Below are 26840 nucleotides of genomic sequence, written 5' to 3'. Positions count from 1 at the left end.
TAATGAAATTACTATAAATTATGCTTTTACACTGACTTGAAAAAAAGTGTACTGGCGAGTACACTTTGACGCATTCATGCAATAAATGTATGCGACTATAATATAACTCAGGTTATTTTATATGCCTTACTTACTGATTTTAATAGGTTGTTTAGGAATAACGATAAGTAGTATAGGAATCTATATTCCAACGATACAACAGCTCGATCTCACTGCTGTTTCATGGATGAGTCAACACCGCAATCCCCTCATAGATGGAATTGCGGTTTTATTGTCTCATGTTGGCGGTTTACCGATCATGCTGATGTGCGTGGCGATTTGGACCTTACAGCAATGGCGATTAAAACAATATGCTAACTGTCTATTTATCTCACTTGGTCTCGTTGGTGGTGCCTGTCTTGGCTGGTTACTCAAATATGCTTTCGACCGACCTCGTCCAAATGCAATTTATCAAATCGTTGAAACTTATGGAGCCGCATTTCCAAGCGCACATAGTCTCTATGCAGCAGTGATTGCTGGTTTGATGATCATGATCTTTCGAAACCATCATCAAAGTAGAATCATTTTCGTCGCTGCCTGTATATGGTTTGTTGGCATGGGTTTTTCACGGGTTTATCTCGGTGCTCATTACCCGACAGATGTTGTTGCAGGTTGGAGTATTGCGTTGATATGGCTGACTATACTGTGGTTAGTCCTATCACAACGGATAGCAAAGCAAACAATTATTTTTAGAGAAAAATCTAACGAGGTGGAATAATGATGTCGGCAAAGCTTTGGGCCCCTGCCCTCACTGCTTGTGCTCTTGCAACAAGTATTGCACTTGTGGGTTGTAGCAAAGATCCAAAAGATGCAGAGCAAGCCGCTGCACAACAGCAAATGCCGCCAACTGAAGTTGGTGTCATCGTTGCTCAACCACAAAGTGTTGAACAAACTGTCGAGCTTTCGGGTCGAACTTCAGCCTATCAAATTTCTGAAGTACGTCCGCAAGCAAGCGGTGTGATTTTAAAGCGTCTGTTTGCTGAAGGTAGTTTTGTGCGTGAAGGACAACCTCTGTACGAAATTGATGCAAATACCAACCGTGCGAACTTAGACAGTGCAAAAGCAGCCTTAGTTCGTCAAAAAGCCAATCTCAATGCGCTTCAAGTTAAAGCTGACCGTTATCGCCAACTTGTCGGTATCAATGCTGTGTCTAAGCAAGAATTTGATGATCTACAAGCACAAGTTAAATTGGCACAAGCAGATGTTGCAGCTTCAGAAGCAGCGGTGAAAAATGCGCAGATTAACTTAGGTTATTCTACTGTTCGCTCACCAATTTCAGGGCAATCAGGTCGCTCTAGTGTGACTGCAGGTGCATTGGTAACGGCTAATCAACCTGAAGCATTGGTAACAATCCAACAGCTTGATCCAATCTATGTCGATATCAACCAATCAAGTGCTGAGCTTCTTCGTTTACGTCAACAGTTAAGTCAAGGCAGCATCGACCGCAGCAACAATACTAAAGTTCGTTTAAAACTTGAAGATGGCAGCATCTACCCTATTGAAGGTAATCTTGCATTCTCTGATGCAAGTGTAAATCCAGAAACAGGGACAGTTACCCTTCGTGCTGTGTTCTCAAATCCGAACCAATTATTATTGCCAGGAATGTTCACTAATGCTCAAATTGTGCAAGGTGTAATTCCTAATGCGATTTTAGTGCCTCAAGCGGCTGTGACCCGTACACCAACTGGTCAAGCGACTGCGATGATCGTGAATGCGAAAGGTGCAGTTGAAGTACGTCCAATTGAGACTGCAGGTGTTCAAGGTAAAGATTGGATTGTGACCAAAGGTCTAAATACGGGTGACAAGGTCATTGTAGATGGTGTGGCGAAAGTAAAACCCGAACAACAAGTTGTAGCTAAACCTTACCAACCTCAAGCTGCAGCACCTCAAGCCGGCAAAGATGGTCAACAAGCAAAGCCAGCAGCTCAATCTGAACAAAAAGCTACTTCAAATGCATAAGGAGTAGACTGAATGGCTCACTTTTTTATCCATCGCCCAATTTTCGCTTGGGTGATTGCATTGGTCATCATGTTGGCGGGTATTTTATCCCTCACCAAGATGCCAATTGCGCAATACCCAACGATTGCACCACCAACGGTATCGATTTCTGCAACATATCCGGGTGCATCTGCTGAAACTGTAGAAAACACTGTAACGCAAATTATTGAACAACAAATGAATGGCTTAGATGGGTTACGTTACATCTCATCTAACAGTGCTGGTAATGGACAAGCTTCCATTACTCTAAACTTTGAACAAGGTATCGATCCTGATATTGCTCAGGTACAAGTTCAAAATAAACTTCAATCAGCGACTGCACTTTTGCCTGAAGACGTACAACGTCAAGGTTTAAAAGTTACCAAGTCTGGCGCAAGCTTCTTACAAGTTATTGCTTTCTATTCTGAGTCAGATGCATTAGATGCAAATGACATTAAAGACTATGTAAATTCAAATATCTCTGAACCACTTAGCCGTGTGACTGGTGTTGGTGAAGTGCAAGTATTTGGTGGTTCATATGCTATGCGAATTTGGATGGACCCATCCAAAATGGCCAACTTGCAAGTTACACCAAGTGATATTGCAAATGCATTAAGAACTCAGAATGCGCAAGTGGCGGTAGGTCAGTTAGGTGGTGCACCTTCTGTACAAGGTCAAGTTTTAAATGCGACTGTAACTGCTCAAAGTCTTTTACAAACACCTGAACAATTTTCAAATATTTTCCTTAAGAACTCACCAAATGGTGCACAAGTTCGTTTAGGTGATGTCGCTAAAATTGAATTAGGTGCAGATAATTATGCATTTGACTCTAAATTTAATGGTCAACCTGCAGGTGGTGTAGCGATTCGTTTGGCAACGGGTGCAAACGCATTAGATACAGCCCAAGCGATTGAAGATCGTTTAAAAGAATTACGTCCAAACTACCCAACAGGTATGGTGGACAAACTTGCTTTTGATACAACACCATTTATTGAGCTCTCAATTAAAAGTGTTGTGAAAACCTTAATTGAAGCGATTATCCTCGTATTCTTGGTCATGTTCTTGTTCTTACAAAACTGGCGTGCAACCATTATTCCAACAATGGCTGTTCCAGTGGTTGTATTGGGTACATTTGCCGTGATCAACATGTTCGGATTCTCGATCAACACATTAACCATGTTCGCAATGGTTCTCGCCATTGGTCTTTTGGTGGATGATGCGATTGTCGTCGTAGAAAACGTTGAACGTGTGATGGCAGAAGAGCATCTTGAGCCTGTGGAAGCGACTGAAAAGTCGATGGGACAGATCTCTGGTGCATTGATTGGTATTACCTCTGTCTTAACTGCAGTATTCGTACCTATGGCATTCATGGGGGGTACGACAGGTGTAATTTATCGTCAGTTCTCTATCACACTCGTTACAGCAATGATCCTTTCATTGATTGTTGCATTAACCTTTACCCCTGCATTGTGTGCGACCATGTTGAAAAAACATGATGCCAACAAACCTCAAAGCAATAACATTTTTGCCCGTTTCTTCCGTTGGTTTAACAATGGTTTTGACAAAATTTCGGTGAAATATCAAAACGGCGTAAACCGTTTAACACATGCCAAGCTATTTGCAGGATTGGTTTATGGTGTTGTGATTGCTGTGATGGGTTGGTTGTTTGTCAACCTTCCTTCTTCATTCTTACCAGATGAAGACCAAGGTGTGGTGATGACTCTCGTTCAGCTACCACCAAATGCAACGCTTGAACGCACGGGTAAAACAATTGATCAAATGACAGGTTTCTTCCTCAATAACGAGAAAGAACATGTTGAATCTGTATTTAGTGTTGCTGGTTTCTCGTTCACGGGTATTGGTCAAAATGCGGGTCTTGCCTTCATTAAGTTGAAAGACTGGAAAGACCGTACCTCTCCTGAATCTCAGGTCGGTGCCATTATCCAACGTGGTATGGCACTGAATATGATTGTGAAAGATGCCAGCTATATCATGCCTCTTCAACTTCCAGCAATGCCAGAGTTGGGCGTGAGTGCAGGCTTTAACCTACAGTTAAAAGCAGCTGCAGGTCAAAGTCACGAGCAATTATTAGCAGCACGTAATGCTGTACTCGGCTTAGCTTCTCAAGATCAGCGCTTAACAGGTGTTCGTCCTAACGGACAAGAAGATACGCCTCAATATCGTGTCATCGTCGATCATGCTCAAGCAGGTGCTATGGGAGTCAGCATTGCTGAAATCAATAGTACGATGGGTATGGCATGGGGTGGTTCATACATTAATGACTTCATCGATCGTGGTCGTGTGAAAAAAGTGTATGTCCAAGGTGAAGCGAGCTCTCGTATGATGCCTGAAGACTTAGACAAGTGGTATGTCCGCAATAACCAAGGTACGATGGTTCCATTCTCAGCGTTCGCAACAGGCGAATGGACTTATGGTTCACCACGTTTAGAGCGTTATAACGGCGTTTCTTCCATGAACATCACAGGTACTCCAGCTCCAGGTGTGAGTTCGGGTGATGCAATGGCCGCGGTTGAAGAAATCATTGCGAAGCTTCCTTCAATGGGCTTACAAGGCTTCGATTACGAATGGACAGGTTTATCTCTCGAAGAACGTGAGTCTGGCGCACAAGCACCATTCCTTTATGCTCTTTCGTTATTGATTGTCTTCCTTTGCTTGGCAGCCTTATATGAAAGTTGGTCTATCCCATTCTCTGTACTCATGGTTGTGCCATTGGGTATTGTTGGTGCACTTGCCTTAACATTCTTGGGAATGATTATTTTGAAAGATCCAAACCTTTCAAATAACATCTACTTCCAAGTGGCGATTATTGCCGTGATTGGTTTGTCCGCGAAGAATGCGATCTTGATTGTAGAATTTGCGAAAGAGCTTCAAGATCAAGGTGAAGAACTCTTCGAAGCAACCTTGCATGCCGCGAAAATGCGTTTGCGTCCAATCATTATGACCACATTGGCTTTCGGTTTTGGTGTTCTTCCTCTAGCTCTCGCTTCTGGCGCAGGTGCAGGAAGTCAACATTCCGTGGGTTATGGTGTACTTGGTGGTGTAATCAGCTCAACACTTTTAGGGATCTTCTTTATTCCAGTGTTCTACGTATGGATCCGAAGTATCTTTAAAACAAAACCAAAACAAAATAAACAGGAGCAAATTTCGTGATGCAAAACGTATGGTCTATTACAGGTCGTAGCATTGCGGTATCTGCAATTGCGCTTGCTTTGACAGCATGTCAAAGCATGCGTGGTCCAGAACCGGTCACTCAAGCCAATATTCCAGGAAGTTATCTTGGCAATGCTTCTGGTCCATCTATTGCGGAGCAAGGTTATAAGGATTTTTTTGTAGATCAACGCTTAATCCAAGTTTTGGATTTAGCCTTGGCAAATAACCGTGATCTTCGTAAAGCGACGCTAAATATCGAATTAGCACGTCAACAATTTCAAATCAGCCAAAACAATCAATTGCCTACGATTGGTGCAAGTGGTGGTGTTTTACGACAAGACACGGTCAATTCGCCAAGCCCAGTAACAACCTATAATGTAGATTTAGGTTTAACGGCTTATGAAATTGATTTTTGGGGTCGTGTTAGAAGCTTGAAAGACAATGCCCTAGACACTTATCTTTCAACTGCAAGCGCACGTGATGCCACTCAAATTGCCTTGATTAGCCAAACAGCTCAAGCTTGGTTGGCTTACTCATATGCGCAAGCGAATCTTAAGCTCGCTGAACAGACGCTGAAAGCTCAACTTGAATCTTACAATCTCAACAAAAAACGTTTTGATGTGGGAATCGACAGTGAAGTTCCGCTTCGTCAGGCTCAAGTTTCTGTTGAGACGGCACGTGGTGATGTTGCTGAATACAAGACTCAAATTGCACAAGCGGTTAATGCGTTAAACCTCCTTGTAGGTCAACCACTACCTGACAATTTATTGCCTAAAGAGAGAATCACACGTGTGACATCAACCACTGCTTTTGCGGCTGGTTTGCCAAGTGATCTACTCAACAACCGTCCAGATGTTAAAGCGGCTGAATATCAGCTGAGTGCGGCTGGTGCGAATATCGGTGCTGCAAAAGCGCGTTTATTCCCAACCATTAGCCTCACAGGTTCAGCAGGTTATGCATCAACAGACTTAAGTGATTTATTTAAGTCTGGCGCTTTTGTTTGGTCTGTTGGTCCTAGTCTAGATATACCAATCTTTGACTGGGGTACACGTCGTGCCAATATTAAAGTCTCTGAAACACAGCAACAGATCGCATTGTCTGATTATGAAAAATCAATTCAATCTGCGTTCCGTGAAGTGAATGATGCTTTGGCAGTGCGTCAAAATATCGGTGAACGTTTAACTGCACAACGCCGTTTAGTTGATGCGACCAATACAACCTACAAACTCTCAAATGCCCGCTTCCGCGCTGGTATTGACAGTTTCTTAACTGTATTAGATGCGCAACGTACATCGTATAGTGCTGAGCAAGGTTTATTGCTGCTTGAACAAGCGAACCTTAACAACCAAATCGAGCTCTATAAATCACTCGGTGGTGGCTTAAAAACTAATACTACGGATCAAGTGATTTATCAGCCTTCAAGCTCAGATTTAAAATACGACAAGAAGTAATTTTTTGTTTAAACAAAGCTCACTTCGGTGGGCTTTTTTATTGTCCCAAATACTGATATTTTGTCATTAATTATCCTTTTTATCACGACTTCAATCACATGCTGTTAAGTAATTTAGAATCTGTACCTGGTCATCAAATTCAACAACAATTTGACGTGGTATATGGCAGTACCGTCAGAAGTAAACACGTTGGACGTGATTTACTCGCAGGACTTAAGAATATCGTCGGTGGAGAACTTACCGCATACACGGAATTACTTGAAGAGTCTCGTCAAGAAGCAATGAACCGTATGATTGATAAAGCGCGTGGCTTAGGGGCGAATGCGATTGTCGGAATTCGTTTCTCGACTTCCAATATTACCCAAGGTGCTTCCGAATTATTTGTTTATGGCACAGCTGTGTATGTCACACCGAATGCACCTAAAATTCCTGATCCATTCACCTCTTAAGGATTCGTTATGGATGGTATCATTTTTCAGGTGGTTATCTTTCTCATCCTATTTTGTATTGGATTTGGATTTGGTCGCTATAATGAACAAAAGCATCTTAAGCAACTTGATGAACAAGAAGCGCGCTTAGCTTATATCAAGTTAGATAGTCAGCGTTTTAAAACTTCTGAAAACCATGGACAAATGATCAGCAGTAATGTTGTGATTTCGCATGATTATTTTAAGTTTGTACTTGCGCAAATCCAAAATTTCTTTGGTGGACGCTTACGCAGTTATGAAAGTATTGTTGAACGTGCAAGACGTGAAGCTATTGTTAGACTTAAACTTGAAGCTGAAAAAATGGGCGCAACTGAAATCTTAGGGTTAAGACTCAGCACCACAGATTTAGGACTTCAAGGTGGAATAGTTGAAGTATTCGCTTACGGAACTGCTATACAAAAGAGAGACTAAAAGTCTCTCTTTTTCTTTACAGGTATGTAGTAGTCACTCAAGCCCTATACTTTATTTGAGGAGTCTTCAAACCCCTTATCGCTCGCATGATCATTGAGATAGAAAACCAGACATAGTTGATAAAATTTTTCTCATCGATACGCGGGTCACGATCATTAAAAATTACTTTACTTTCATTTTTCGGATCATTCGATACAGTATTGCTGGTGATAACCGTGAAATAAAGACACCTAATTTTTCTTTTGCCCCACCCACGACAATATACTCATCCCCTTTCAATAATGCCTGTACGGTTTGTTTAGCAAATTCCTCTGCTTCTAAACCATTTTCAATGGCCTCATCTTGATAACCTTGGGGCTTTCCCTCCCCGTTTAAAGCGTTAAAGGATACATTGGTTTTCACAAATCCTGGGAAAATTACCGAGACACCCACACCATCTTGCGCAACTTCAGCACGTAAGCTATTCGCCCACATATGAATCGCACCTTTGGCTGCCGAATAAGTCGCACGATATTGTGTACCCAATAAACCAGCGACACTTGAGATAAAGGCAATTCGTCCTGACTTCTGTTGCTGAAAGGTCGGCAAAACCGTTTTAGTTAAAAAGACTTGAGAAAAATAATCAACTTCCATGATCGCACGTTCAGTTTGCATGGTCGTGTCTTTAATTAATGCACGTTGTGATAGACCTGCATTATTAATTAACCAATCAATACGTCCCTTTTGTTGGAGAACTTGTTCATAAGCATGACGAACTTGGGATTCATCCGTGATATCCGCTTTAATGGCAATATGTCGTTCTGGGTGTGCCAAAGACTGTCTTACCGTTTCCAGCTCTTCAAAACGACGAGCCGTCAATATAACCTGTGCCCCTAAGCTGGCACATTCAGCAGCCAACGCTTTACCAAGACCCGATGATGCACCTGTAATCCACACCACTTTCTGATCAAGCTGTTCCAACTTTGCCATTCCCTTTATCCTTATGGTTTAAGCATTTAATTTTGCTTTTTGCTGTCCTTCATTATCAAGAAAAACCAAAAAATGGTCAAAGTACTTCACGATACTTTGTGCATCATGAATTTTGCTTAAATTTTCAAATCGCTTATACCCTAATCCTGTGGTCAAACTGATCACACCATTTAAGGTTTTATCCACCACCATATTAAATTTCAGCATTTTTTTAGGTTCACGAATTAAGCTCGTAACGCCTTGATCAACCACTTTAGTGAAGGCTTTTAAGCCGGGAGCAACATATTGATTTTGACCTTCACGCATACGTTCTGCACAGCCCAGTAGCTCATTCACAATAACTTTTTCAACTGGGTATGAAATATAGTATTTTCCATCTTGTTCATACATCAAACTTTGTACATGATTCACCATAGGCGTTAAGCGATCATTACCAAAAAAAGATACTGACCAAGGCATGTATTTCAAGATTGCATCTTGCACTTGTTTCAATACTTTTGCTGAGTCTTGATCCTTTGCATTAGAATCTTTGACCAGTGTGCCAAAGGCTTGATCAATAATCTCACAAGCAATTTTGGACAGATTATCTCCAAGAATTTTAGCTTGCGCTTCACGATCTCCTGCATTGAGTTTTTGGTGAATGGTTTGATATTGCTGATAAGTTTCAGGTTGTAAGCGCAAAGAAATAGTATAGGTCATGCGATTGTTATCCTTTATTGTCAGGCCGATTCCGCGAGTTGACGCTGGCTTTAGTGTTATTCAAAATCAATTACTGTTCGATTGTGTGGGATTTGAAACGAGAATGCATTTGCTTAACGTGCCTCTCCATGCATTTTTTTTGCTACAATAGATGCAATTTTTTATCTACTTTTGATCTGTTCGAACTATGACTGATTCAGCGCAAAATATTGCTACAACCTACGATCCGACCGAGATCGAGAAAAAATGGTACCAAACTTGGGAAGAACGCGGTTACTTTAAGCCGTCTGAAAAAGGCGAGTCTTTCTGTATCATGATTCCGCCACCAAATGTCACTGGTAGCTTGCACATGGGTCATGGTTTTAACAATGCCATCATGGATGCTTTGACACGTCATAAGCGTATGTCAGGTTTTAACACGCTTTGGCAACCAGGTACTGACCATGCGGGTATCGCAACGCAAATGGTTGTAGAGCGTCAGTTAGGTGCACAAGGCGTAAGCCGTCATGACTTGGGGCGTGATAAATTCATCGAAAAAGTATGGGAATGGAAAGAACAATCTGGCGGTAATATTACCCGTCAAATTCGTCGTTTAGGTTCTTCTGTTGATTGGTCACGTGAACGCTTTACCATGGATGAAGGTTTATCAAACGCTGTTAAAGAAGTGTTTGTAAAACTTCACGAAGATGGTTTGATTTACCGTGGTAAACGCCTTGTTAACTGGGATCCTAAATTACAAACTGCGCTTTCTGACCTTGAAGTTGAGTCTGATAAAGAAGAAGCAGGCTCACTCTGGCACTTCAAATACTTCTTTGAAGACAAATCACTTCGTACCCACGATGGTAAAGATCACATCGTTGTTGCAACCACTCGTCCTGAAACCTTATTAGGTGATACAGCGGTTGCTGTTGCACTTGATGATGAACGCTATGCAGCTTTAGTTGGTAAGAACATTATCCTACCGATTACAGGTCGTGCGGTTCCTATCGTTAAAGATGAATATGTTGATAAAGAATTCGGTACAGGCTGTGTAAAAATCACCCCTGCGCATGACTTCAATGACTATGAAGTGGGTAAACGTTGCGAATTGCCAATCATCAACATCTTCAACAAAAATGCTGAAGTGCTTGCTGAGTTTGAATATATCGCAAAAGCGGGCGAGCAAATTTCTAAAACCATCCCTGCCCCTGCGGACTATGTTGGTTTAGAGCGTTTTGAAGCACGTAAAAAATTAGTAGAACAAGCTGAAAGCGAAGGTTGGTTAGACCAAATTCAACCGTACACGTTGAAACCACCTCGTGGAGACCGCTCAGGTGTAATCGTTGAGCCGTTATTAACAGACCAATGGTACGTGAAGATTGCACCGCTTGCTGAACCTGCAATCAAAGCCGTAAAAGATGGCGACATCAAATTTGTACCTGAGCAGTACAGCAACATGTACATGGCTTGGATGAACAACATTCAAGATTGGTGTATCTCTCGTCAATTGTGGTGGGGTCACCGTATTCCTGCTTGGTACGATGCGGAAGGCAATGTATATGTGGGTCGTAACGAAGATGAAGTTCGTGCGAAAAACAACATCCCTGCTGACGTTCAGCTAAACCAAGATGAAGATGTATTGGATACATGGTTCTCATCGGGTCTTTGGACATTCTCAACTTTAGGTTGGACAGGTGACGAAGCGAAAGATAAAGAAAACTATTTCTTAAATACTTTCCACCCGACTGATGTATTGGTGACAGGTTTTGACATCATCTTCTTCTGGGTTGCTCGTATGATTATGCTTACGATGCACTTCATGAAAAATGAAGATGGCACGCCACAAGTACCATTCAAAACTGTGTATGTACACGGTTTGGTACGTGATGGCGAAGGTCAGAAGATGTCTAAATCTAAGGGTAACGTGCTTGACCCATTAGATTTGATTGACGGTGTTGATCTTGAAACTTTAGTACAAAAACGTACAACAGGTTTGATGAACCCGAAACAAGCAGCGAAGATTGAAAAATCAACCCGTAAAGAATTCCCAGAAGGTATTCAATCTTACGGTACAGACGCAGTTCGTTTTACATTCTGTGCGCTTGCAAATACGGGTCGTGACATCAAGTTCGATATGAAACGTGTTGAAGGTTACCGCAACTTTGCCAACAAAATCTGGAACGCAACACGTTTCGTGATGATGAACTGCGAAGAGCAAGTGATTGGTCAGGAAGTTCGCCAAGACCTTTGGGAATTGCCTGAACAGTGGATCGTGAGCCGTCTGCAAAAAGCTGAACAAGCGGTGCAAACTGCATTTGCAACGTATCGTTTGGACTTGGCTGCACAAGCGATTTACGAGTTCATTTGGAATGAATACTGTGACTGGTATGTAGAGCTGACTAAGCCTGTTCTGAATGATGAAAACGTATCGGTTGAGCGTAAAGCTGAAGTACGTCGTGTTCTTCTTTCTGTAATGGAAGCGTCTTTACGTTTGGCTCATCCGTTGATGCCTTACTTGACAGAAGAAATCTGGCAAACACTTGCGCCAAAACTGAACATTTCTGGCGAAACGATTATGCTTGCACAGTACCCTGTTGCTGACCAAGCGTTGATTAACGAACAAGCTGAAGCAGATATGCAATGGCTTCAAGGTTTGATTGGTGCAGTACGTAACATCCGTGGTGAGATGGGTCTAGGTAATGCGCGCTTGTTGCCTGTTCTGCTTCAAAACACAACGGATGCGGAAAAAGCACAGATTGCTCGTATTGAACCGTTGTTTAAAGCATTGGCGAAAGTTGAAAGCATTACTTTCCTTGCTGATGCTGAACAACCACCATTGTCTTCATCAAGCGTTGTAGGTCATGTGTCTGTATTCGTTCCAATGAAGGGCTTAATTGACCCGAAAGCGGAATTGGGTCGTCTACAAAAAGACTTAGATAAGGTTCAAAAACAGCATGATCAAATTGCAACTAAGCTTTCTAACGAAGGTTTTGTGGCGAAAGCACCTGCGGCTGTGGTTGAGGGCGAGAAAGTGAAACTTGCTGAGTTTGCTGATCAGTTAGCGAAGATTAAAGCGAATATGGAGCAAATTGCTGCGCTTTAAGGCTGTAGTTTGTTTCAAAAAAGCCACCTTAGGGTGGCTTTTTTTTAAACATTGAATTATAAATATATACAATAAAATTAAATAGATAATCAAAAATGAAAATTTCAAATATACACATTGAAAACTTTCGGGGTCTTAAAAATATTGATTTAACACCGTCACAGATGAATTGTGTTATTGGTGAAAATAATGCAGGGAAATCAACTACTCTATTGGCTATCAATTTATTTCTAAATGGCACAAAAATTTCAGAATCTGATTATTATGATAAGTCTAAAGAAATTTTTATCGATATAACTTTTAGTGACTTAAATGAAAATGACTTAAACAAAATATCAGATGAAGAAAATAGATCAAGAATTCAGAATATTATTCAAAATGATACAATCAGCTTTCGGAGGAAATATAAACTAGATTTCACAAGTGATTTACTTTGCTACAAAAAAGTACCTATCGATACAATCTATGATGCTAACTGGATAAATAGTGAACTTAAAGGCAAAAAATCAGCAGAAATAAAAGCCTTGATGAGAGATACGTACCTATTGCCACCAGATATAGCTAGTTCAATTTCCACACAAACAGGTGCAAGAGAAAAAATTGAAGAGCTAATCGAAAATCTACCTGAGGATAAATTCCAGTATGGTTGGGAAAATTTACCAACTGGATTCAGTAACACAGTTACACCAATGTTTCCTGAACCTATTTATATTCCAGCTGTAAAAGATTTTAGTGATGAAACAAAAACTAAAGAAAGTACAAGTTTTGGTAAATTAATAAAAATTTTATTCAAACAAATTGAACAATCTCCTGAATTTTTAGACATAAAAAACTCTTTTGAAAAGCTCAATAAAATGCTAAATCGTCAGCTTATCAAAGATGAGGATGGCACTGAAAGTACTATTGATGAACGATTACCTAGCCTTAAATTATTAGAAGCTGAAATAGAAAATGTTTTTCAAGAAAGCTTTTCACAAATTAAATTAGAGCTAGAAATTCCCAATCCAGAAGTAAAACAAATTTTTAATAGCACTCAAATTTTAATAGATGATGGTATAAAAACCACTATTGATTATAAAGGCGATGGTGTTAAACGTACTCTTGTATTTTCTATACTTAGAACTTACGTTGAAAAGCTTAATTCTGACAACCAAAACACAGACTACATTTTTCTTTTTGAAGAGCCGGAATTATACCTCCATCCTAATGGTCAAAGAATTCTCTATAACGTTCTTGAAAAATTATCCTTAAAAGATCAAGTATTCGTCACAACCCATTCCCCAAACTTTTTTTCTGCTACGGCTAAAGAAACATGTTTTATTAAAATTTATAAAGACTTTTCTTGTACACCTCCTAGCTCTAAAGCAAAAGAAATAAATTTTGTTCAAAATAGTTCTTATAAGGATGCCTTCCAAATTATATGTTATGAAAACAGTACGCCAGCTTTCTTTTCAAAAAAGGTTCTATTGGTAGAAGGTGATTCAGATTTGATATTTTTGAAAGGATTATCAAAATTCATTAATGAATCTTATTGTTTCGAAAAAACAAATATTCCAATTATTAGAATAAATGGAAAAATGAACACAAAAAGGTTTTATGATTTCTATAAACATTTTGATATTGAGGTATTTACCCTCTTAGATTTAGATATTTTAATTGATGGATTTGATAAGCTAGAGCTAGGGGAAAACAGTTCTGAACTTCAGGATTTAAGAAACAATTTCTTAAATAAACTCGATCAGATTTGTGAAGAGCAAGGTATTGAAAGTAGAATCAAAGGATCGATAATTTCAGAGCATGTCAAAAAACGTTCATGGCAAGAAAAATATACTCGATTAAAAGAATTAGCCTATAAAGTCAAAAATAAAGAAGAAATTGAAGACATTGAACTTCAAGAAATTGATGAGCTTTTCGATTTTGAAACCAATAACAAGCGCCGCGAAGCTTTAAAACTATCTGAAACATTCTATTTAGATGAAAAAATCCAACTTATAAATCGGTTATATGATTTAGGATATTTTGTATTAAATTTAGGAGCAATCGAGGCTTATTATCCTGAGCTCACTTCAGGTGAGGATAAACCATCTAAAGCCCTAAATGCTTTAAAAATTATTGAGGAATCAAATATAAGTTATCTTCCCCAAATACCTTATAGAGAAACTCAACATTGTGAGATAAGCCTAATTATGAATAAAATTTTTTCATAGCCCCTCACCCCGACCCTCTCCCAAAGGGAGAGGGAGAAAAGCAAAACTTATAGCACCCCATGCTCCAACAACATCTCTAACCCACTCTCTTTCCCCATAAAACTCAGCCTTTGCTTTTCAGCTTTTAGCTGTTGCTTCACCGCAGACACATCCGCATCAATCTGCTTATATAAGTCCTTAATATTCAATTGCCCTTTTGACTTTTTCACGCCAATTTTGGCTTTGTTTGACCACACAAGCGAGTCAATCAATTCCTGAATCTGCTGTTTTAAAGCTTGGCTTTGCGCTTCTAAAGCCTGTTGGTAAAACTTGACTTGCTCAATACTTAAACCCTTATTTGAACCATGTTTACTTTGCTCAACTTCAAGCTGAAGTTTCAATAAATAGAACAAATCTTCCTGTTCATAGGCTTCATTAGCACGCTGTAACAGCTCGGTCTTTTCCGCTTTTTTCGACTCATCAGGCTCACGGTCAGGGTGAATAATCGAGGCAATCTTTAAATATACGGTTTTTAGCGATTGATTCACTAACTTTTCTGCTTCGGCTTGTTTATCTTGCTGCCGTTTAAGTTTGGCTTGCTGCCTTGCTTGTTGATACTGCGCTTTGTCCCACAATGAATCGTCATCAATCGTTGAATCATTTTGTTCACCATGAGCATCTGGTGCTTGACTAGATTCGAAGTTGTTCTTTTTATCTTGCTTATTTCGTGGTTGAGCAAACACCTGTTCGAAATAAATATGTAATTTTTCAACTGTCTCAATTTGAGTTTCATTGAGCATATTTGATTTGCTCAACATTTGAGTCAAACTAAAACACTTCTCTTCTACAACCTTTTGAGACGACTTATTTAAATCACTTTGACTTAGGCTATTCCATAGGCTTTGTAACTGCTGAAACAGCACTTGATAAACAGGAATAAGTTTCTTCTGCGTGTAAGCACGAATTTCTTCTTGCGCGTGTTGCCATGCAGATAATTGTAATTTTTGCTGTTCAATCTGATTAATCAAAACTCGTAGCTTATGATCTTGAACAAGTTGTGCAGAAGAACTGGATTGAATTTCGAATGAAGTCACGTCAGGTGTTTAGTCCAATGAGAGAATACTGAGTTTAACAAAATGTGGATGCTTTATTTTAAGCATCGATCACAGTTTGATTTCGACCATTGGCTTTTGCTTGATAAAGATGTCGATCTGCTCGTTTAAGAATGGCATAAGCATCAGCATCGTTGAGATCAGTCACACTGACACCAATACTGACGGTCAAAGTTTTCTCTGCCAAAATAACAGCTTGTTCCACCAATGTACGAATTTTCTCTGCCAAAACTTGCGCACCCATCAGATGTGTTGCAGGCAATAAAATTACAAATTCTTCACCACCATAACGTGCCACAAAATCGGTTTCACGCGTTGCTTGATCAAGGATTTTTGCTACTTGTTGTAACACTTGATCCCCTTGATCATGACCATATTGATCGTTGACTTGCTTAAAATAATCGACATCCAATATAAGTGCTGCATAGCCAATTTGATTTCTTTTATGTTGACCAAACCAGTATTCAAGTTGTTCGTTTAAAGCACGGCGATTGTGTAAACCTGTTAATGCGTCATGTCGTGACAATCGAATCAACTCAAGATTAGCCAATTCAAGTGCTCGAGTACGCTCTTGAACCTTCAGCTCTAGTGATTGGTTTGCATCAAGTAATTGTTGTTTTTGTTCCAATAAGGTTTGCGTCATGCTTTGTAGAGAATGTGATAATCCTTGGATTTCACGGATGCTGCTTTGACTATGAAATGCCGTATGCACGTCTCCCTGTTCGACCGCATAAGCCGATTTGGCTAAAGCCTCAATGGGTCTGCTCAATTTATTGGCAAGTTGATAAATCACATAAAAGATAAACAGCGAGACGAATAAACCAATCAGAAAGATTTTGAACTGCAAATCACGCATATCAGCCAAAGCAATCGCCAAAGGTTGACGAATAACCACATGCCAACCAATATCACTTTTAGTCTCGGACTCCACCGCAATATTTGCGGTTAAGAAATCCTGTCCTTCATTCCAATCATCAATATAATAAAGTGCATCGTTGACTTGAAATTGAGGTGGCTGGACTCGTCCAATACTTGTAAATGGATACAGCAGTTCACCCTGTTTATTTAAGATAAAGACTTCTATGCCACGCTGAGATGCTGTTTGAGATAAAGCTCTATTGAGAATATGACGTGCCCACTCCCAATCTGCATGTGCAGCTAACACTCCTTTTAATTTTTGAGTATTTGGATCATAGATTGGTGTTGCGAAATCAATAAAACGCATCGGCTCATGAGGATTTAAAGCTTGAATTTTTTTTGCCAATAACACAGCTTCATGCACATCACCTAAGTATGTACCCTGTAAACCTGCCTTAAACCATGGCCGTGAAGAAACATTTTCACCTTCAAGAATACCATCCGCAGCGATTTGAACATCACCGTTTAAATCCGTTACCCCCATCCAAGCATAATAGACATACGCATTTTTGACTTGTTCCAAGCGTGTACGGACACGTGGATCATCTAGATTTGCTTCTGAAAAGAAAGGAGATTGGCTGAGCAGCACCATTTCGCGCTCGCGTTCGGCAAGAGAAGTTGCCAAAGCATTACTGATATTTTTTGCTGCGACATGTAGGGTCTGTCCACTGGCTTTAGCCAAGTGCTGAGATGCGATATTTCCAATATACAGCGATACGCATATCCCAAGGATAATGGTTAACCCAGCAAATATGAACAGAACGCGATTACGGAATGAATCCAAAATACACCTTAACTCTTGGTTAAACACCGGAACATGCAACCATAAGAATATAACAGAATATTACAAATACATAACAAACATTTCAGCTCATTGTAATGAATAAAAAATGCCAACCTTATCTCATATATTCAAAATCCTGATTAACATTAACAACTGTAATTCCACTCCCTATCTTTTAAACAACATGATTTAATATTCAAGTCACGCACCACATCTACATAAAGTCATAATAATTCGACAATAATTCTGTATTTCTTTTTTTTGGCGCTTGATAGCTTAAGTAGAATCACCTAGAAAATTGAGGAACAAATGGATTTTGCTTCTATCTTTTTTTACGACACCACATGGGTATTTGTTTTCGAAATTTTAATCCGATGTGTGGTGATGTATTTACTGATCATTCTGTTTCTTCGTTTGACTGGCAAGCGAGGGGTTAGACAACTCTCCATCTTTGAAGTTGCCATTATTCTTTGTCTTGGATCAATTGCTGGAGATCCAATGTTTACGGAGGATTTACCCTTAATTCAAGCCGTAGTCGTCATGAGTGTGATCATCTTGCTTTACCGCACCACAACGTGGTTAATGATGAAATATCAGCCTTTCGAAGACTTAGTCGAAGGTAAATCCTGTTACATCGTAAAAGATGGCATGCTCGTCCTTGAAGCATTCAAGCGAGGTAATATGTCGCATGATGAGTTCTTTTCGGAAATGCGTCGTCAATCCGTTGAGCATTTAGGTCAAATTCGAGTCGGTCTATTAGAGTCCGATGGGAATTTCAGTATTTTGTTTTATCCCGATGAGCAAGTTAAATATGGCTTACCAATTTTTCCAGATCAAGCTCAATCAATATACAAGGTAAAACCTAGCGTAATATATGCGTGTACACATTGTGGATTCTGTACTGAACTTCAGCAACCACTTCAAGATTGTCCGCGCTGTTCTTGCCAAGATTGGACGCAAGCAATGAACAGTCTAAGAATTGGTTAGCAGATGAATAATCTACAGTCTGTTGGGACGAAGCAGATTATTCATCCTCAGCGCTGACTCAATCGAACATAGGTGGTTGAGATTAATCCAAGACTTTCACCACAATTTTACCAATGTGATCACCTGCATCCATTGCCAAATGAGCCGCTTGAATCTCATCAAAATTAAAAGTTTTATAAATCATCGGTAGACATTCACCTTTTGCCCATAACGGCGCAACATGTGTCTTTAAATCTTGAGCGATTTTGGCTTTTTCTGCTGTGGTACGTGCACGCATGGTTGAGCCAGTAATGGTTAAACGCTTCATCATGATTTGACCTAATTTTACGCCATCGGCTTTAGCTCCTCCAAGAAATGCGATATAAACCAAACGTCCATCACGACGTAGTATATTCAGGTTTTGAGCTAAATAAGGCGCTCCAACCATATCTAAAACAATATCTACACCATTTTCTTCAGTCGCTTGCTGAATGACCTGTTCAAAGTCTTCCGTTTTATAATTAATTGCATGCGTCAAATCTTGAATTGCTTTTACTTTCTCATCTGAGCCAACAGTCGCAAAAGTTTTTAAGCCAAATGCGTTACACAACATCAATGCCGTTGTTCCAATCCCACTGGTTCCGCCATGAATTAAAGCCGTTTCCCCTGCTTTAGCTTTGCCCATTTGAAAAATATTCGCCCAAACGGTAAAAAATGTTTCTGGAATTGCAGCAGCTTGAATATGACTCACCCCTGCAGGAATATTAATCAGCTGAGATTCAGGCACCACACAGTATTCCGCATAACCACCACCATTGGTAAGTCCACACACTTGATCCCCCACCTGATAGGCGTTTACCTCAGCCCCTACTGCAACGACTTCCCCTGATACCTCTAACCCAGGTACAGGTGTGACCCCTTTAGGCATTGGATATAAACCTTGGCGCTGTAAAATATCAGGACGGTTAATGCCGAAAGCATGTACTTTCACCAAGACTTCATTGTCTTTAGGTTGCGGAATATCAACCGTTTCATAAGCCAACTTCTCAACGCCGCCTGGTTCAGTAATGATCACATGTTGCATGCTTTGTGCCATAATCAAATCCTTTATTTACAATATTTTTCATTCATTTCAATCAATTTCATCATAGTTGATCGCATTGATAAAGTCCTGTATTACTTATGTATAAGGATGAAAACGAATCATTATTTTTTGGGGAAAATAATATGCGTTACTTGCTGCAATTTATTTTGCCATGCAGTTTTGCTGCCTTGGTCATCATCTGTTGGACTTTTTTGTTACGTTTTCCATGGGATTCAGCAGTAATTGCGATGATCTACTTCCAAATTGGGCTGGTGTTGTTATTGCTATACATTGAATACGATGCGAGCAAAGTGGATGGTGCAGCAGGTTGGACTTTTTTATTTTTCTGTTTTTTTGAAATGATATTGTTCGTCGCTTTGGGGATCATTCGTGTCATTGTTGGTGGATGGCAAGTTTTAAATCTTTTATTTTGAACCTTGCCTCAGACACGAATATTAAAATAACTCAATAATACAAACAAAGCTTCGTATTTTTCTGATTTACAAAGGAATTTTAACCTTAATTTCATAGATTTTAAGGTCGTCATGGATCGTACACTCGAGAATTTTAAAATGAAAAAGCAGACTCTAGTTGTCACACTATCGCTCATGCTCGGTTTAGCAGGATGCTCTGGGGAAGATCAAGCTAAATCAACCTTACCAAATACTCCTGAGCCAACCATACCAATTCAGCCTGAAGATCCAGAACCATCTCTACCACCGAATCTCGAACCTGAAACACCGATCAATGTTCCACAACCAAAAACGTATTTAAATCTGGATTTTACTGAAATTTATTCAATACCTTCTGATTGGAATATCCTGCCTTCAAATCCAGGTAGCATTCAATTTAAAGAAGGTGCCTTACTGATTGATGGTCGCAAAGACTTAATCAAACCCACCACGATCATGTTAAGTTCGGATTTTCAAAAGCTTCGCAACTATAAAATTGAGTTAGAATTCGAATACCTTGAGCGTAATAACGGTACTCGTTGGGGAAGTATTATTTATAGAGCTTCAGAAGTGTTTGCTCAACCTGAATATACACCATACTACCAATTTGCTATTCGTGCAGATGCATCTGCTTATAATGGTCTAGAACTCGCACTTAGACGTTCGAATAACACATGGAATGTCATCAATACATCCAAATTCGAATCAAACATCGCTTTAAATACGCCTTATAAGGCTACAGTTGTTGTTCATGATCAACGTGTTCGTCATTACTTGAATGATCAATTGGTTTTTGATGGGGAATTACCCACCAACCTAAACCAAGGTGCCATTGGACTTTCAGCAGCAGGATTGCTGATGAAGGTCAACACAATACGGGTGATTGAACAACTTGATGCTCTCCCTACTCAAGATCGGATCACAGATGTCATTGATCACAAATATCCAGTTGCAATGGCGCCCGCTTTAGCACAACCAGCCGACTCATTAACAATTGATAACGCTCATACCGCCACTTATATTGCTTACCAACTTGATGAACAATTATTTTTAAAAGATTTCGACAATAAGACCTCGATGCACCTTAGAAGTCTTCTTTCTGATCAAACCAAAAGAACACTTCCTCTTCTGCATATCGACTCTGAAAACACACTGGCTGAATTAAGATCTTTGTCTTCAGATTATGATTTTAGTGATGTCACGCTAGTCTCTGATGATCCATATCTATTAAGAAAAGCGTGTGTAGAGATTCCAGAAATCCGTACAGTATTGGATTGGTCTGAAAAGGACAATTTAATTTCAGATCAAAATAGTGTTGTGAAAATTGCACAGGCAACCAATACATCACTTTCTAAAATTGTGATTTTACCAGCCCATTTGGTTCAGTCTCATGTAGTTGCACACTTACAACGTTTATTGATCACACCTTGGGCAGGTTTTACCCACAATACTTCTGGACAGACCAGTCCTAAGCTTGATGCCTATCAAGCTGCTGAGATATTAACAACAGGAGTAAATGGCATTTATACACATCAGCCTGAATTATTTCATTCCATCATGCGCTCAATGGCGCCCAACACCCTACTTCGTAAACCACTTATTACAGGTCATCGAGGAGTCCCGTCTCAAGTTGATGAAAATACGCTTGAAGGTATTCTTAAGGCGATAGAAGTTGGTGCTGATGCCGTGGAATATGATGTCTATCTGACGAAAGATGACTATGTCGTTTTAATGCATGATAAATCGGTTTTACGCACAACGGGTATCGCAAAAAATATTGAGAACATGACGCTCGAAGAAGTTCGTAAACTAAAAACGACCGGGCAGCGACTTGCCATACCAACGATGGATGAAGTATTGGCTGCAGTAGTTAAAAAGTACCCACATGTGACCAATTTTATCGAGATTAAGAGTGCAAAACCCGAAATAATTTTGAAAATTAAAGATTTACTTGATAAATATGATGCATATGGTCAAGCCATTGTCATAAGTTTTGATGGGCAACAAATTCTTGAAATGAAGAACACTCTAAAAGGTGTATCAACGGGTTTATTGGTATATCCACCAAAGGAACAAACTACTTTTCTAAACATTCGAAGAATTTTGGAAACAACACGACAATTTTCTTCGACATTCAATCCGAATTATAGTGGTTTGAATCAGGACGTCATGTATCTGGCAAGTTTACGTGGTGTAACCTTCTGGCCTTGGACGTTCCGTTTAATAAAAAATGATTTCTATCGTATGTACATTCAAGGTACACATGGGTTGACCACGGATTATGCACAAGATGCATCAAATTTTGTGGTCAAAATTGAAACTCCACGACAAATAACAGCAACTGTTGGTCAACCTTTACAAATCGCTGGGCAAAAATTAACGCAACTGGGTCAATCTAGTTACCAAAGCTTCAATACGATGCTCGTACTACCAGGCTCTGCAAAATATAGTCTAAATGGTCAATCTGTGAGTTTCAGTGAACGTGGTACTGCCTATGTCATGCCAAGCTACCAATACACCATAGCACCCAATTTCACCTATATGATCTATGCAAAACCCGTGACTGTGACCATTCAATAAGCAAATCTCATTGATATTCGAAGACCAATTCAGTTCGCTGAGTTGGTTTTTTTCGAAAATCGCATTTTCCCTTATCTTTTCATAAGATTTCAACTGGACTTTTAATGATGTTCACCGCTTAAACACGACAGTATTTAAAACTGATGAATTTCATAAATATTTAATATGTAATATTTTTTTTACTTTATGACAAATCCATAGAATTGTCATTTTATGTACTTAGATTGTGTCTCGCTTAGGGACATACTTTTCGAGTACTTTTTAATGATGAAATTTACAACACTGACGTCAGCAATATTATTAACATTAAGCTTAACGGCTTGCTCCGATGATGATCAAAAAAATGCTGTATCAAATCCAGATCAAACGGAAAATCCTAATCCATCTCCTGAACCAGAAACACCAGACATTGAAGTACCTGTACCCGAAATACTTTTTGAAGAAAATTTCAATGCTTTAACTACTATTCCAAACAATTGGACTCAACTTCGTAGCAATCCAGGTAATATTGAAGTTAAAGATGGAGCACTACTCATCAATGGTACGGCGCACGATACACAAATGACGACCATCATGTTGCCAACCGAACTACAGCAACATCGTAATTATCGTATCGATATGGATTTTGCTTTCTTAGAAAATAACAATGGCGGGCGTTGGGGTAGCATCATCTATCGTGCCGCTGATCAATATGCTGATCCAGCTTTTACGCCGTATTACCAATTTGCATTTCGTGTTGATGCAACCGCTGCAAGTGGTCTTGAACTTTCTATGCGTCAACCTAACAACACATGGAATGTTTTACAGAAATCTGCATATAAAGAGAATTTTGAGTTAAATAAAACCTACAAAGCAACAGTCATCGTACATGGCCAACGCGTACGCCATTATATTAATGATGAACTCGTACTCGATAGCACGCTACCTTACAATTTAAATCAGGGTGGCATTGGCATTTCTACAGCTGGCGCTTTGATGCGTGTAGATTCAATTAAAGTGACTGAGCAACTTGAAGCCCTACCAGAGTCTAATCGAGTTACAGATCTAATCGATCAGCAATTGCCAGTCTCTATGGCACCAGCACTCGCTCAGCCTGCTGGCGCAACTACACTGAACTCAGCTCCATTAGCAACTCATGTTGCCTACCAACTGGATGAGCAACTCAATCTTCTTAACCAAGATCAAAAGAAAATTACTCATTTAAAAGATTATTTAAATGATTCAACACGACGTCATATTCCGCTATTAACGATCAATTCAGAAAAAACAATTCGTAATCTGAAAACGTTGACAGAAAACTATGATCTCGCTGATATCACCTTGGTGTCGGATCAGCCTGAACTCTTACGTAAAGCTCGTGTTGAAATCCCTGTATTGCGTACAGCACTCGACTATTCAAAACAATCTGGTTTAACCAATAGTAAATCAGATATTGTAAAAATTGCTCATAATACCAATTCTTCTTTATCAAAAATTGTCATTTTACCGCCGCACTTAGTGCAATCAGAAGTCGTATCTCATCTACAACGCTTATTAATTACACCTTGGGCAAGCACACTTCATCCAGATCAAAAAGATGGCATTGATGCATTCAAAGCAGCTGATATTTTAAGCACTGGTATTAATGGGATCTATACACAACAGCCAGATGTTTTCCAAAACATTATGAAGCAGATGGCACCGAATACCCTGTTAAGAAAACCCCTCATCACAGGCCATCGTGGCATTCCAGCTTTAGAGGATGAAAATACTTTAGAAGGAACAATTAAAGCTATTGAGGTGGGTGCTGACGCAGTTGAATATGATGTTTATCTATCGAAAGATGGTCATGTTTTCCTGATGCATGATGGAACATTAACTCGTACCACAGGTGATAATAGAAATACTGAAGATCTTACCTTAGCTGAAATTCGTCAGTTACGTACGATTCCCAATGGTCGCCCAGTTCCAACCATGGATGAGGTTTTGGCTGCAGTCAAAAAATACCCCCATGTGACCAATTTCATCGAAATTAAAAGTGCTAAGCCTGAAATTGTAGCGAAGATTAAAGAACTTTTAGATAAGCACAATGCCTATGATCAATCGATTGTCATCAGTTTTAATGGTGATCAAATCTTACAGATGAAAAATACCTTACCGGGTGTTTCTACAGGCTTCTTAACGAGTACGCCGAACGCACAAAGCAATATTGTAAACACACGTCGAATATTAGACGCGACTCAAAAATATTCTTCTACATTTAACCCGTCTTTTGCAGGATTAAGCAAAGAGTTAATGTCAATGGCGAGCTTACGTGGCGTAACTTTCTGGCCTTGGACATTCCGTACCAATAAAGATGATTTTAATCGTATGTATGTACAAGGAACACATGGCTTAACCACCGATTATGCTCATGAATCTTCTGATTTAGTCGTCAAGATCAATACTCCAGGTCAAATTACTGCGAAAGTGGGACAGCCTGTTGTTTTTAGTGGAGAAAAAGTTACTCAGATAGGTAAGGCTTCAGCACAAAACTTTAATTCAATGATTGTTCTGCCTGGTTCTGCCAAATATAGTAAAAATGGTCAGTCGATTACGTTTAGTGAAACAGGCAAAGCCTATGTCATGCCGAGCTATCAATACACGATTGCTCCGAATTATAGCTACACCCTGTACGGTAAACCCGTGACAGTCACGATTCAGTAAGAAACTTTAAATTTACATGCCCAATTGTTAAGTTTAAAGCTTCAATTGGGCATTTCTTATTTTTTTAAATTTTGAATCACTTCGGGTAAAAAAGAACGGTGAAATCCATCATAGGCTTGATTATTCTCAGCCGGACTTAATGGAAATATACGTGTGCCTTGAGAAGCTGCGCCATCAATCCGTATCGTGACACCCGATATAAATTTAGATGCTTCAGACAACAAATAGACGATCGCTGATGATACTTCAGCTTCTGTTCCCATGCGTTGCAAAGGAACTTTCTCCGCCATACTTGGAATCACTTTTTCAGCCATTTCACCAGTATATGTATCCATACCTGATGACAAAATCCATCCAGGTGCTACGGCATTCACACGAACTCCTGATTTACCCCATTCGACAGCAGCTGTCTTGGTCAGATTATCAACCCCTGCACGGGCTGCGCCTGAATGTCCCATATTCGGCATACCTCCCCACATATCAGCAGTCATGTTGACAATACTTCCACCATGCTTATTCATCCACTGATTGTAAGCTTCGCGCATAAGATAGAATGTAGCGTGTAGATTGTTTCGAATGACAGCATCAAATCCATTGGCTGAGATTTTTTCTAAATGCGCTGGAAATTGTCCGCCTGCATTATTCACCAAGCCATCAACTCGTCCGAATTTTTCAATTACTTCGCTAATCATGGCTTTTACTTGTGCTTCATCACGATTATCACAAGCGATGCCATAGGCTCTGCCACCATCTTCCATGATTTCAGCAACAACTTTATCGAGTTTTTCTTGGGTACGCCCTGTAATAATCACTTGTGCATCCAATGATGCAAGCTCATGAGCTGTACAACGTCCAATACCAGAACCACCTCCTGTCACAATGATGACCTGATTCTGAAATAAGTTTTCCTTGAACACTGAGTTATATGTCATGCCAATCCTTAGGTTGTAATTTTTATCGACCTGCAAAATTATCCCGATTTTTTAACAGTTGCAAGATCATAGAATTTTATAATTGTTGTTTTAAATGCTAATCAAACCTTTCATTCAAGGGCTATGGCATAGTTTTTACAAAATGCATTAAGATTTTTCTTACCACAGGTAAAAATATTAAGATCAATGGAAATGCGATTAACCAAGACATTGCCCACGTCTTTATCCAGACCGCCCAGATCCCATCAAAAAATCCACGATTCATTACAATATTAATTAAAGAAATTGAACCACTCATCAAACATGACAAAATTAACGGCATCAGCCAATTGAGATGTTTGGGGTGAAATTTTGGGAGTGCTTTATTCATTGTAGCGCCTAATCATTTCATCTCATTTAATTTAGCACCAATGCAATCACTATTCCTATATTTTTCAAGTTTCAAGCACACAAAACTAATCCAATATCGTTAAAATTTTGAACCTTGAGGCATGATTTAATAATTTTTCTTAGTAAATGTATATTAAATAGAATGGATTAGTTTCCATCTTAATCAAGACTCATGAGCAATAAAAAAATATTTAACTTTAAACGATGATTTTATTTTTTAGCTTTTCTACTCTACGAAAATGTTTTAAGTTTTTAGTTCAATTTTACCGTTAATCTCTATTCTTTAGATTCGAAGCATTTTTTTTGCAGTTTTTGCATAGCTTCTCTAGGCATAGGCGCTGTCATCATTTGTTGGTATTCTAAACAAGCTTTACTAGGGTGTTTTTGTTGTATCGGAGCATTAACACATGCCGTTAAGAGCATCAAAAGCAAATACGCTACTATTTTCATCATATCTCGAATTT

The 26840-nt window shown here is 39.4% G+C and carries 19 protein-coding genes; 12 read left to right on the top strand and 7 right to left on the bottom strand.

All coding sequences use genetic code 11. From position 1 onward, the window contains the following. Nucleotides 1-121 precede the first annotated feature (121 nt). The 6 genes from AC1M9K_RS07205 (at nucleotide 122) to AC1M9K_RS07180 (ending at nucleotide 7537) form a co-directional block, all read left to right on the top strand. Complete coding sequence (locus AC1M9K_RS07205) at nucleotides 122-757, top strand: phosphatase PAP2 family protein (RefSeq protein ID WP_035267854.1); 636 nt, start codon at nucleotides 122-124, stop codon at nucleotides 755-757. Further along, on the top strand, nucleotides 757-1998 hold the full coding sequence (locus tag AC1M9K_RS07200; RefSeq protein WP_035267853.1) for an efflux RND transporter periplasmic adaptor subunit: 1242 nt from the start codon (nucleotides 757-759) through the stop codon (nucleotides 1996-1998). Before AC1M9K_RS07205 ends, AC1M9K_RS07200 begins: the two co-directional genes overlap by 1 nt. 12 nt (nucleotides 1999-2010) lie before the next feature. Further along, nucleotides 2011-5187, top strand: a complete 3177-nt coding sequence (locus tag AC1M9K_RS07195; protein WP_035267851.1) for an efflux RND transporter permease subunit — start codon at nucleotides 2011-2013, stop codon at nucleotides 5185-5187. Next, entirely contained in the window at nucleotides 5187-6638 is a 1452-nt protein-coding gene (adeK, locus tag AC1M9K_RS07190) for a multidrug efflux RND transporter AdeIJK outer membrane channel subunit AdeK (protein ID WP_481588966.1), read from the top strand. Before AC1M9K_RS07195 ends, adeK begins: the two co-directional genes overlap by 1 nt. A gap of 98 nt (nucleotides 6639-6736) precedes the next feature. Continuing rightward, complete coding sequence (locus tag AC1M9K_RS07185; RefSeq protein ID WP_092766864.1) at nucleotides 6737-7087, top strand: YbjQ family protein; 351 nt, start codon at nucleotides 6737-6739, stop codon at nucleotides 7085-7087. A 9-nt stretch (nucleotides 7088-7096) separates the two neighbouring features. Beyond that, nucleotides 7097-7537: a YbjQ family protein gene (locus AC1M9K_RS07180; RefSeq protein WP_481588900.1), complete on the top strand. Its 441-nt coding sequence runs from the start codon at nucleotides 7097-7099 to the stop codon at nucleotides 7535-7537. A gap of 162 nt (nucleotides 7538-7699) precedes the next feature. Here AC1M9K_RS07180 and AC1M9K_RS07175 read toward each other — a convergent pair whose 3' ends face one another. Continuing rightward, nucleotides 7700-8506 (bottom strand): SDR family NAD(P)-dependent oxidoreductase, encoded by an 807-nt coding sequence (locus AC1M9K_RS07175; protein ID WP_481588899.1) that lies wholly within the window; start codon nucleotides 8504-8506, stop codon nucleotides 7700-7702. 18 nt (nucleotides 8507-8524) lie between these two features. Beyond that, complete coding sequence (locus AC1M9K_RS07170) at nucleotides 8525-9205, bottom strand: hypothetical protein (RefSeq protein ID WP_035266700.1); 681 nt, start codon at nucleotides 9203-9205, stop codon at nucleotides 8525-8527. Nucleotides 9206-9392: 187 nt separating this feature from the next. Between AC1M9K_RS07170 and AC1M9K_RS07165 the strand changes: the two genes are divergently transcribed. Beyond that, on the top strand, nucleotides 9393-12287 hold the full coding sequence (locus AC1M9K_RS07165; RefSeq protein ID WP_481588898.1) for a valine--tRNA ligase: 2895 nt from the start codon (nucleotides 9393-9395) through the stop codon (nucleotides 12285-12287). A gap of 95 nt (nucleotides 12288-12382) precedes the next feature. Then, nucleotides 12383-14494 carry an ATP-dependent nuclease gene (locus tag AC1M9K_RS07160; RefSeq protein WP_481588897.1) on the top strand — a complete coding sequence of 704 codons (2112 nt, stop codon included), beginning with the start codon at nucleotides 12383-12385 and terminating at the stop codon, nucleotides 14492-14494. 47 nt (nucleotides 14495-14541) lie between these two features. Here the strand turns inward: AC1M9K_RS07160 and AC1M9K_RS07155 are convergent, their stop codons facing one another. Both AC1M9K_RS07155 and AC1M9K_RS07150 read right to left on the bottom strand, forming a co-directional pair. Then, nucleotides 14542-15567: a molecular chaperone DnaJ gene (locus AC1M9K_RS07155; RefSeq protein WP_481588896.1), complete on the bottom strand. Its 1026-nt coding sequence runs from the start codon at nucleotides 15565-15567 to the stop codon at nucleotides 14542-14544. Nucleotides 15568-15625: 58 nt separating this feature from the next. After that, nucleotides 15626-17287, bottom strand: coding sequence for a sensor domain-containing diguanylate cyclase (locus tag AC1M9K_RS07150; RefSeq protein ID WP_481588895.1), 1662 nt, complete (start codon nucleotides 17285-17287; stop codon nucleotides 15626-15628). Between the two features lie 309 nt (nucleotides 17288-17596). Here AC1M9K_RS07150 and AC1M9K_RS07145 point away from each other — a divergent pair, with 309 nt between their 5' ends. After that, the gene (locus AC1M9K_RS07145) at nucleotides 17597-18274 is read left to right on the top strand and encodes a YetF domain-containing protein (protein ID WP_035266694.1); all 678 of its coding nucleotides are present in this window, start codon (nucleotides 17597-17599) and stop codon (nucleotides 18272-18274) included. Nucleotides 18275-18356: 82 nt separating this feature from the next. On the opposite strand, the gene AC1M9K_RS07140 is transcribed toward AC1M9K_RS07145, so the two are convergent. After that, on the bottom strand, nucleotides 18357-19349 hold the full coding sequence (locus AC1M9K_RS07140; protein ID WP_481588894.1) for an NAD(P)H-quinone oxidoreductase: 993 nt from the start codon (nucleotides 19347-19349) through the stop codon (nucleotides 18357-18359). A 131-nt stretch (nucleotides 19350-19480) separates the two neighbouring features. Here AC1M9K_RS07140 and AC1M9K_RS07135 point away from each other — a divergent pair, with 131 nt between their 5' ends. From AC1M9K_RS07135 to AC1M9K_RS07125, 3 genes are all read left to right on the top strand, one after another. Next, nucleotides 19481-19771 (top strand): hypothetical protein, encoded by a 291-nt coding sequence (locus tag AC1M9K_RS07135; protein ID WP_092766871.1) that lies wholly within the window; start codon nucleotides 19481-19483, stop codon nucleotides 19769-19771. A gap of 138 nt (nucleotides 19772-19909) precedes the next feature. Beyond that, entirely contained in the window at nucleotides 19910-22369 is a 2460-nt protein-coding gene (locus AC1M9K_RS07130; RefSeq protein WP_481588893.1) for a glycerophosphodiester phosphodiesterase family protein, read from the top strand. Between the two features lie 264 nt (nucleotides 22370-22633). Continuing rightward, nucleotides 22634-25054: a glycerophosphodiester phosphodiesterase family protein gene (locus AC1M9K_RS07125; RefSeq protein WP_481588892.1), complete on the top strand. Its 2421-nt coding sequence runs from the start codon at nucleotides 22634-22636 to the stop codon at nucleotides 25052-25054. Between the two features lie 56 nt (nucleotides 25055-25110). On the opposite strand, the gene AC1M9K_RS07120 is transcribed toward AC1M9K_RS07125, so the two are convergent. Then, nucleotides 25111-25986 carry an SDR family oxidoreductase gene (locus AC1M9K_RS07120; RefSeq protein ID WP_481588891.1) on the bottom strand — a complete coding sequence of 292 codons (876 nt, stop codon included), beginning with the start codon at nucleotides 25984-25986 and terminating at the stop codon, nucleotides 25111-25113. 121 nt (nucleotides 25987-26107) lie between these two features. Then, a complete protein-coding gene (locus tag AC1M9K_RS07115) occupies nucleotides 26108-26356 on the bottom strand; it encodes a DUF2798 domain-containing protein (protein ID WP_481588890.1) in 249 nt (82 codons plus the stop codon). Between the last annotated feature and the right edge of the window lie 484 nt (nucleotides 26357-26840).

It is taken from the genome of Acinetobacter sp. 24-47-67 (assembly GCF_056779735.1).
This window is presented reverse-complemented; position numbering and strand designations above follow the sequence as displayed.

Coding starts and splice junctions, on each gene's coding strand:
- AC1M9K_RS07195 (WP_035267851.1), top strand. CDS start 2,011: ATGGCTCACTTTTTTATCCATCGCCCAATTTTCGCTTGGGTGATTGCA.
- AC1M9K_RS07170 (WP_035266700.1), bottom strand. CDS start 9,205: ATGACCTATACTATTTCTTTGCGCTTACAACCTGAAACTTATCAGCAA.
- AC1M9K_RS07185 (WP_092766864.1), top strand. CDS start 6,737: ATGCTGTTAAGTAATTTAGAATCTGTACCTGGTCATCAAATTCAACAA.
- AC1M9K_RS07125 (WP_481588892.1), top strand. CDS start 22,634: ATGATGAAATTTACAACACTGACGTCAGCAATATTATTAACATTAAGC.
- AC1M9K_RS07130 (WP_481588893.1), top strand. CDS start 19,910: ATGAAAAAGCAGACTCTAGTTGTCACACTATCGCTCATGCTCGGTTTA.
- AC1M9K_RS07180 (WP_481588900.1), top strand. CDS start 7,097: ATGGATGGTATCATTTTTCAGGTGGTTATCTTTCTCATCCTATTTTGT.
- AC1M9K_RS07145 (WP_035266694.1), top strand. CDS start 17,597: ATGGATTTTGCTTCTATCTTTTTTTACGACACCACATGGGTATTTGTT.
- AC1M9K_RS07160 (WP_481588897.1), top strand. CDS start 12,383: ATGAAAATTTCAAATATACACATTGAAAACTTTCGGGGTCTTAAAAAT.
- AC1M9K_RS07115 (WP_481588890.1), bottom strand. CDS start 26,356: ATGAATAAAGCACTCCCAAAATTTCACCCCAAACATCTCAATTGGCTG.
- AC1M9K_RS07175 (WP_481588899.1), bottom strand. CDS start 8,506: ATGGCAAAGTTGGAACAGCTTGATCAGAAAGTGGTGTGGATTACAGGT.
- AC1M9K_RS07205 (WP_035267854.1), top strand. CDS start 122: ATGCCTTACTTACTGATTTTAATAGGTTGTTTAGGAATAACGATAAGT.
- AC1M9K_RS07165 (WP_481588898.1), top strand. CDS start 9,393: ATGACTGATTCAGCGCAAAATATTGCTACAACCTACGATCCGACCGAG.
- AC1M9K_RS07135 (WP_092766871.1), top strand. CDS start 19,481: ATGCGTTACTTGCTGCAATTTATTTTGCCATGCAGTTTTGCTGCCTTG.
- AC1M9K_RS07200 (WP_035267853.1), top strand. CDS start 757: ATGATGTCGGCAAAGCTTTGGGCCCCTGCCCTCACTGCTTGTGCTCTT.
- AC1M9K_RS07120 (WP_481588891.1), bottom strand. CDS start 25,986: ATGACATATAACTCAGTGTTCAAGGAAAACTTATTTCAGAATCAGGTC.
- adeK (WP_481588966.1), top strand. CDS start 5,187: ATGCAAAACGTATGGTCTATTACAGGTCGTAGCATTGCGGTATCTGCA.
- AC1M9K_RS07140 (WP_481588894.1), bottom strand. CDS start 19,349: ATGGCACAAAGCATGCAACATGTGATCATTACTGAACCAGGCGGCGTT.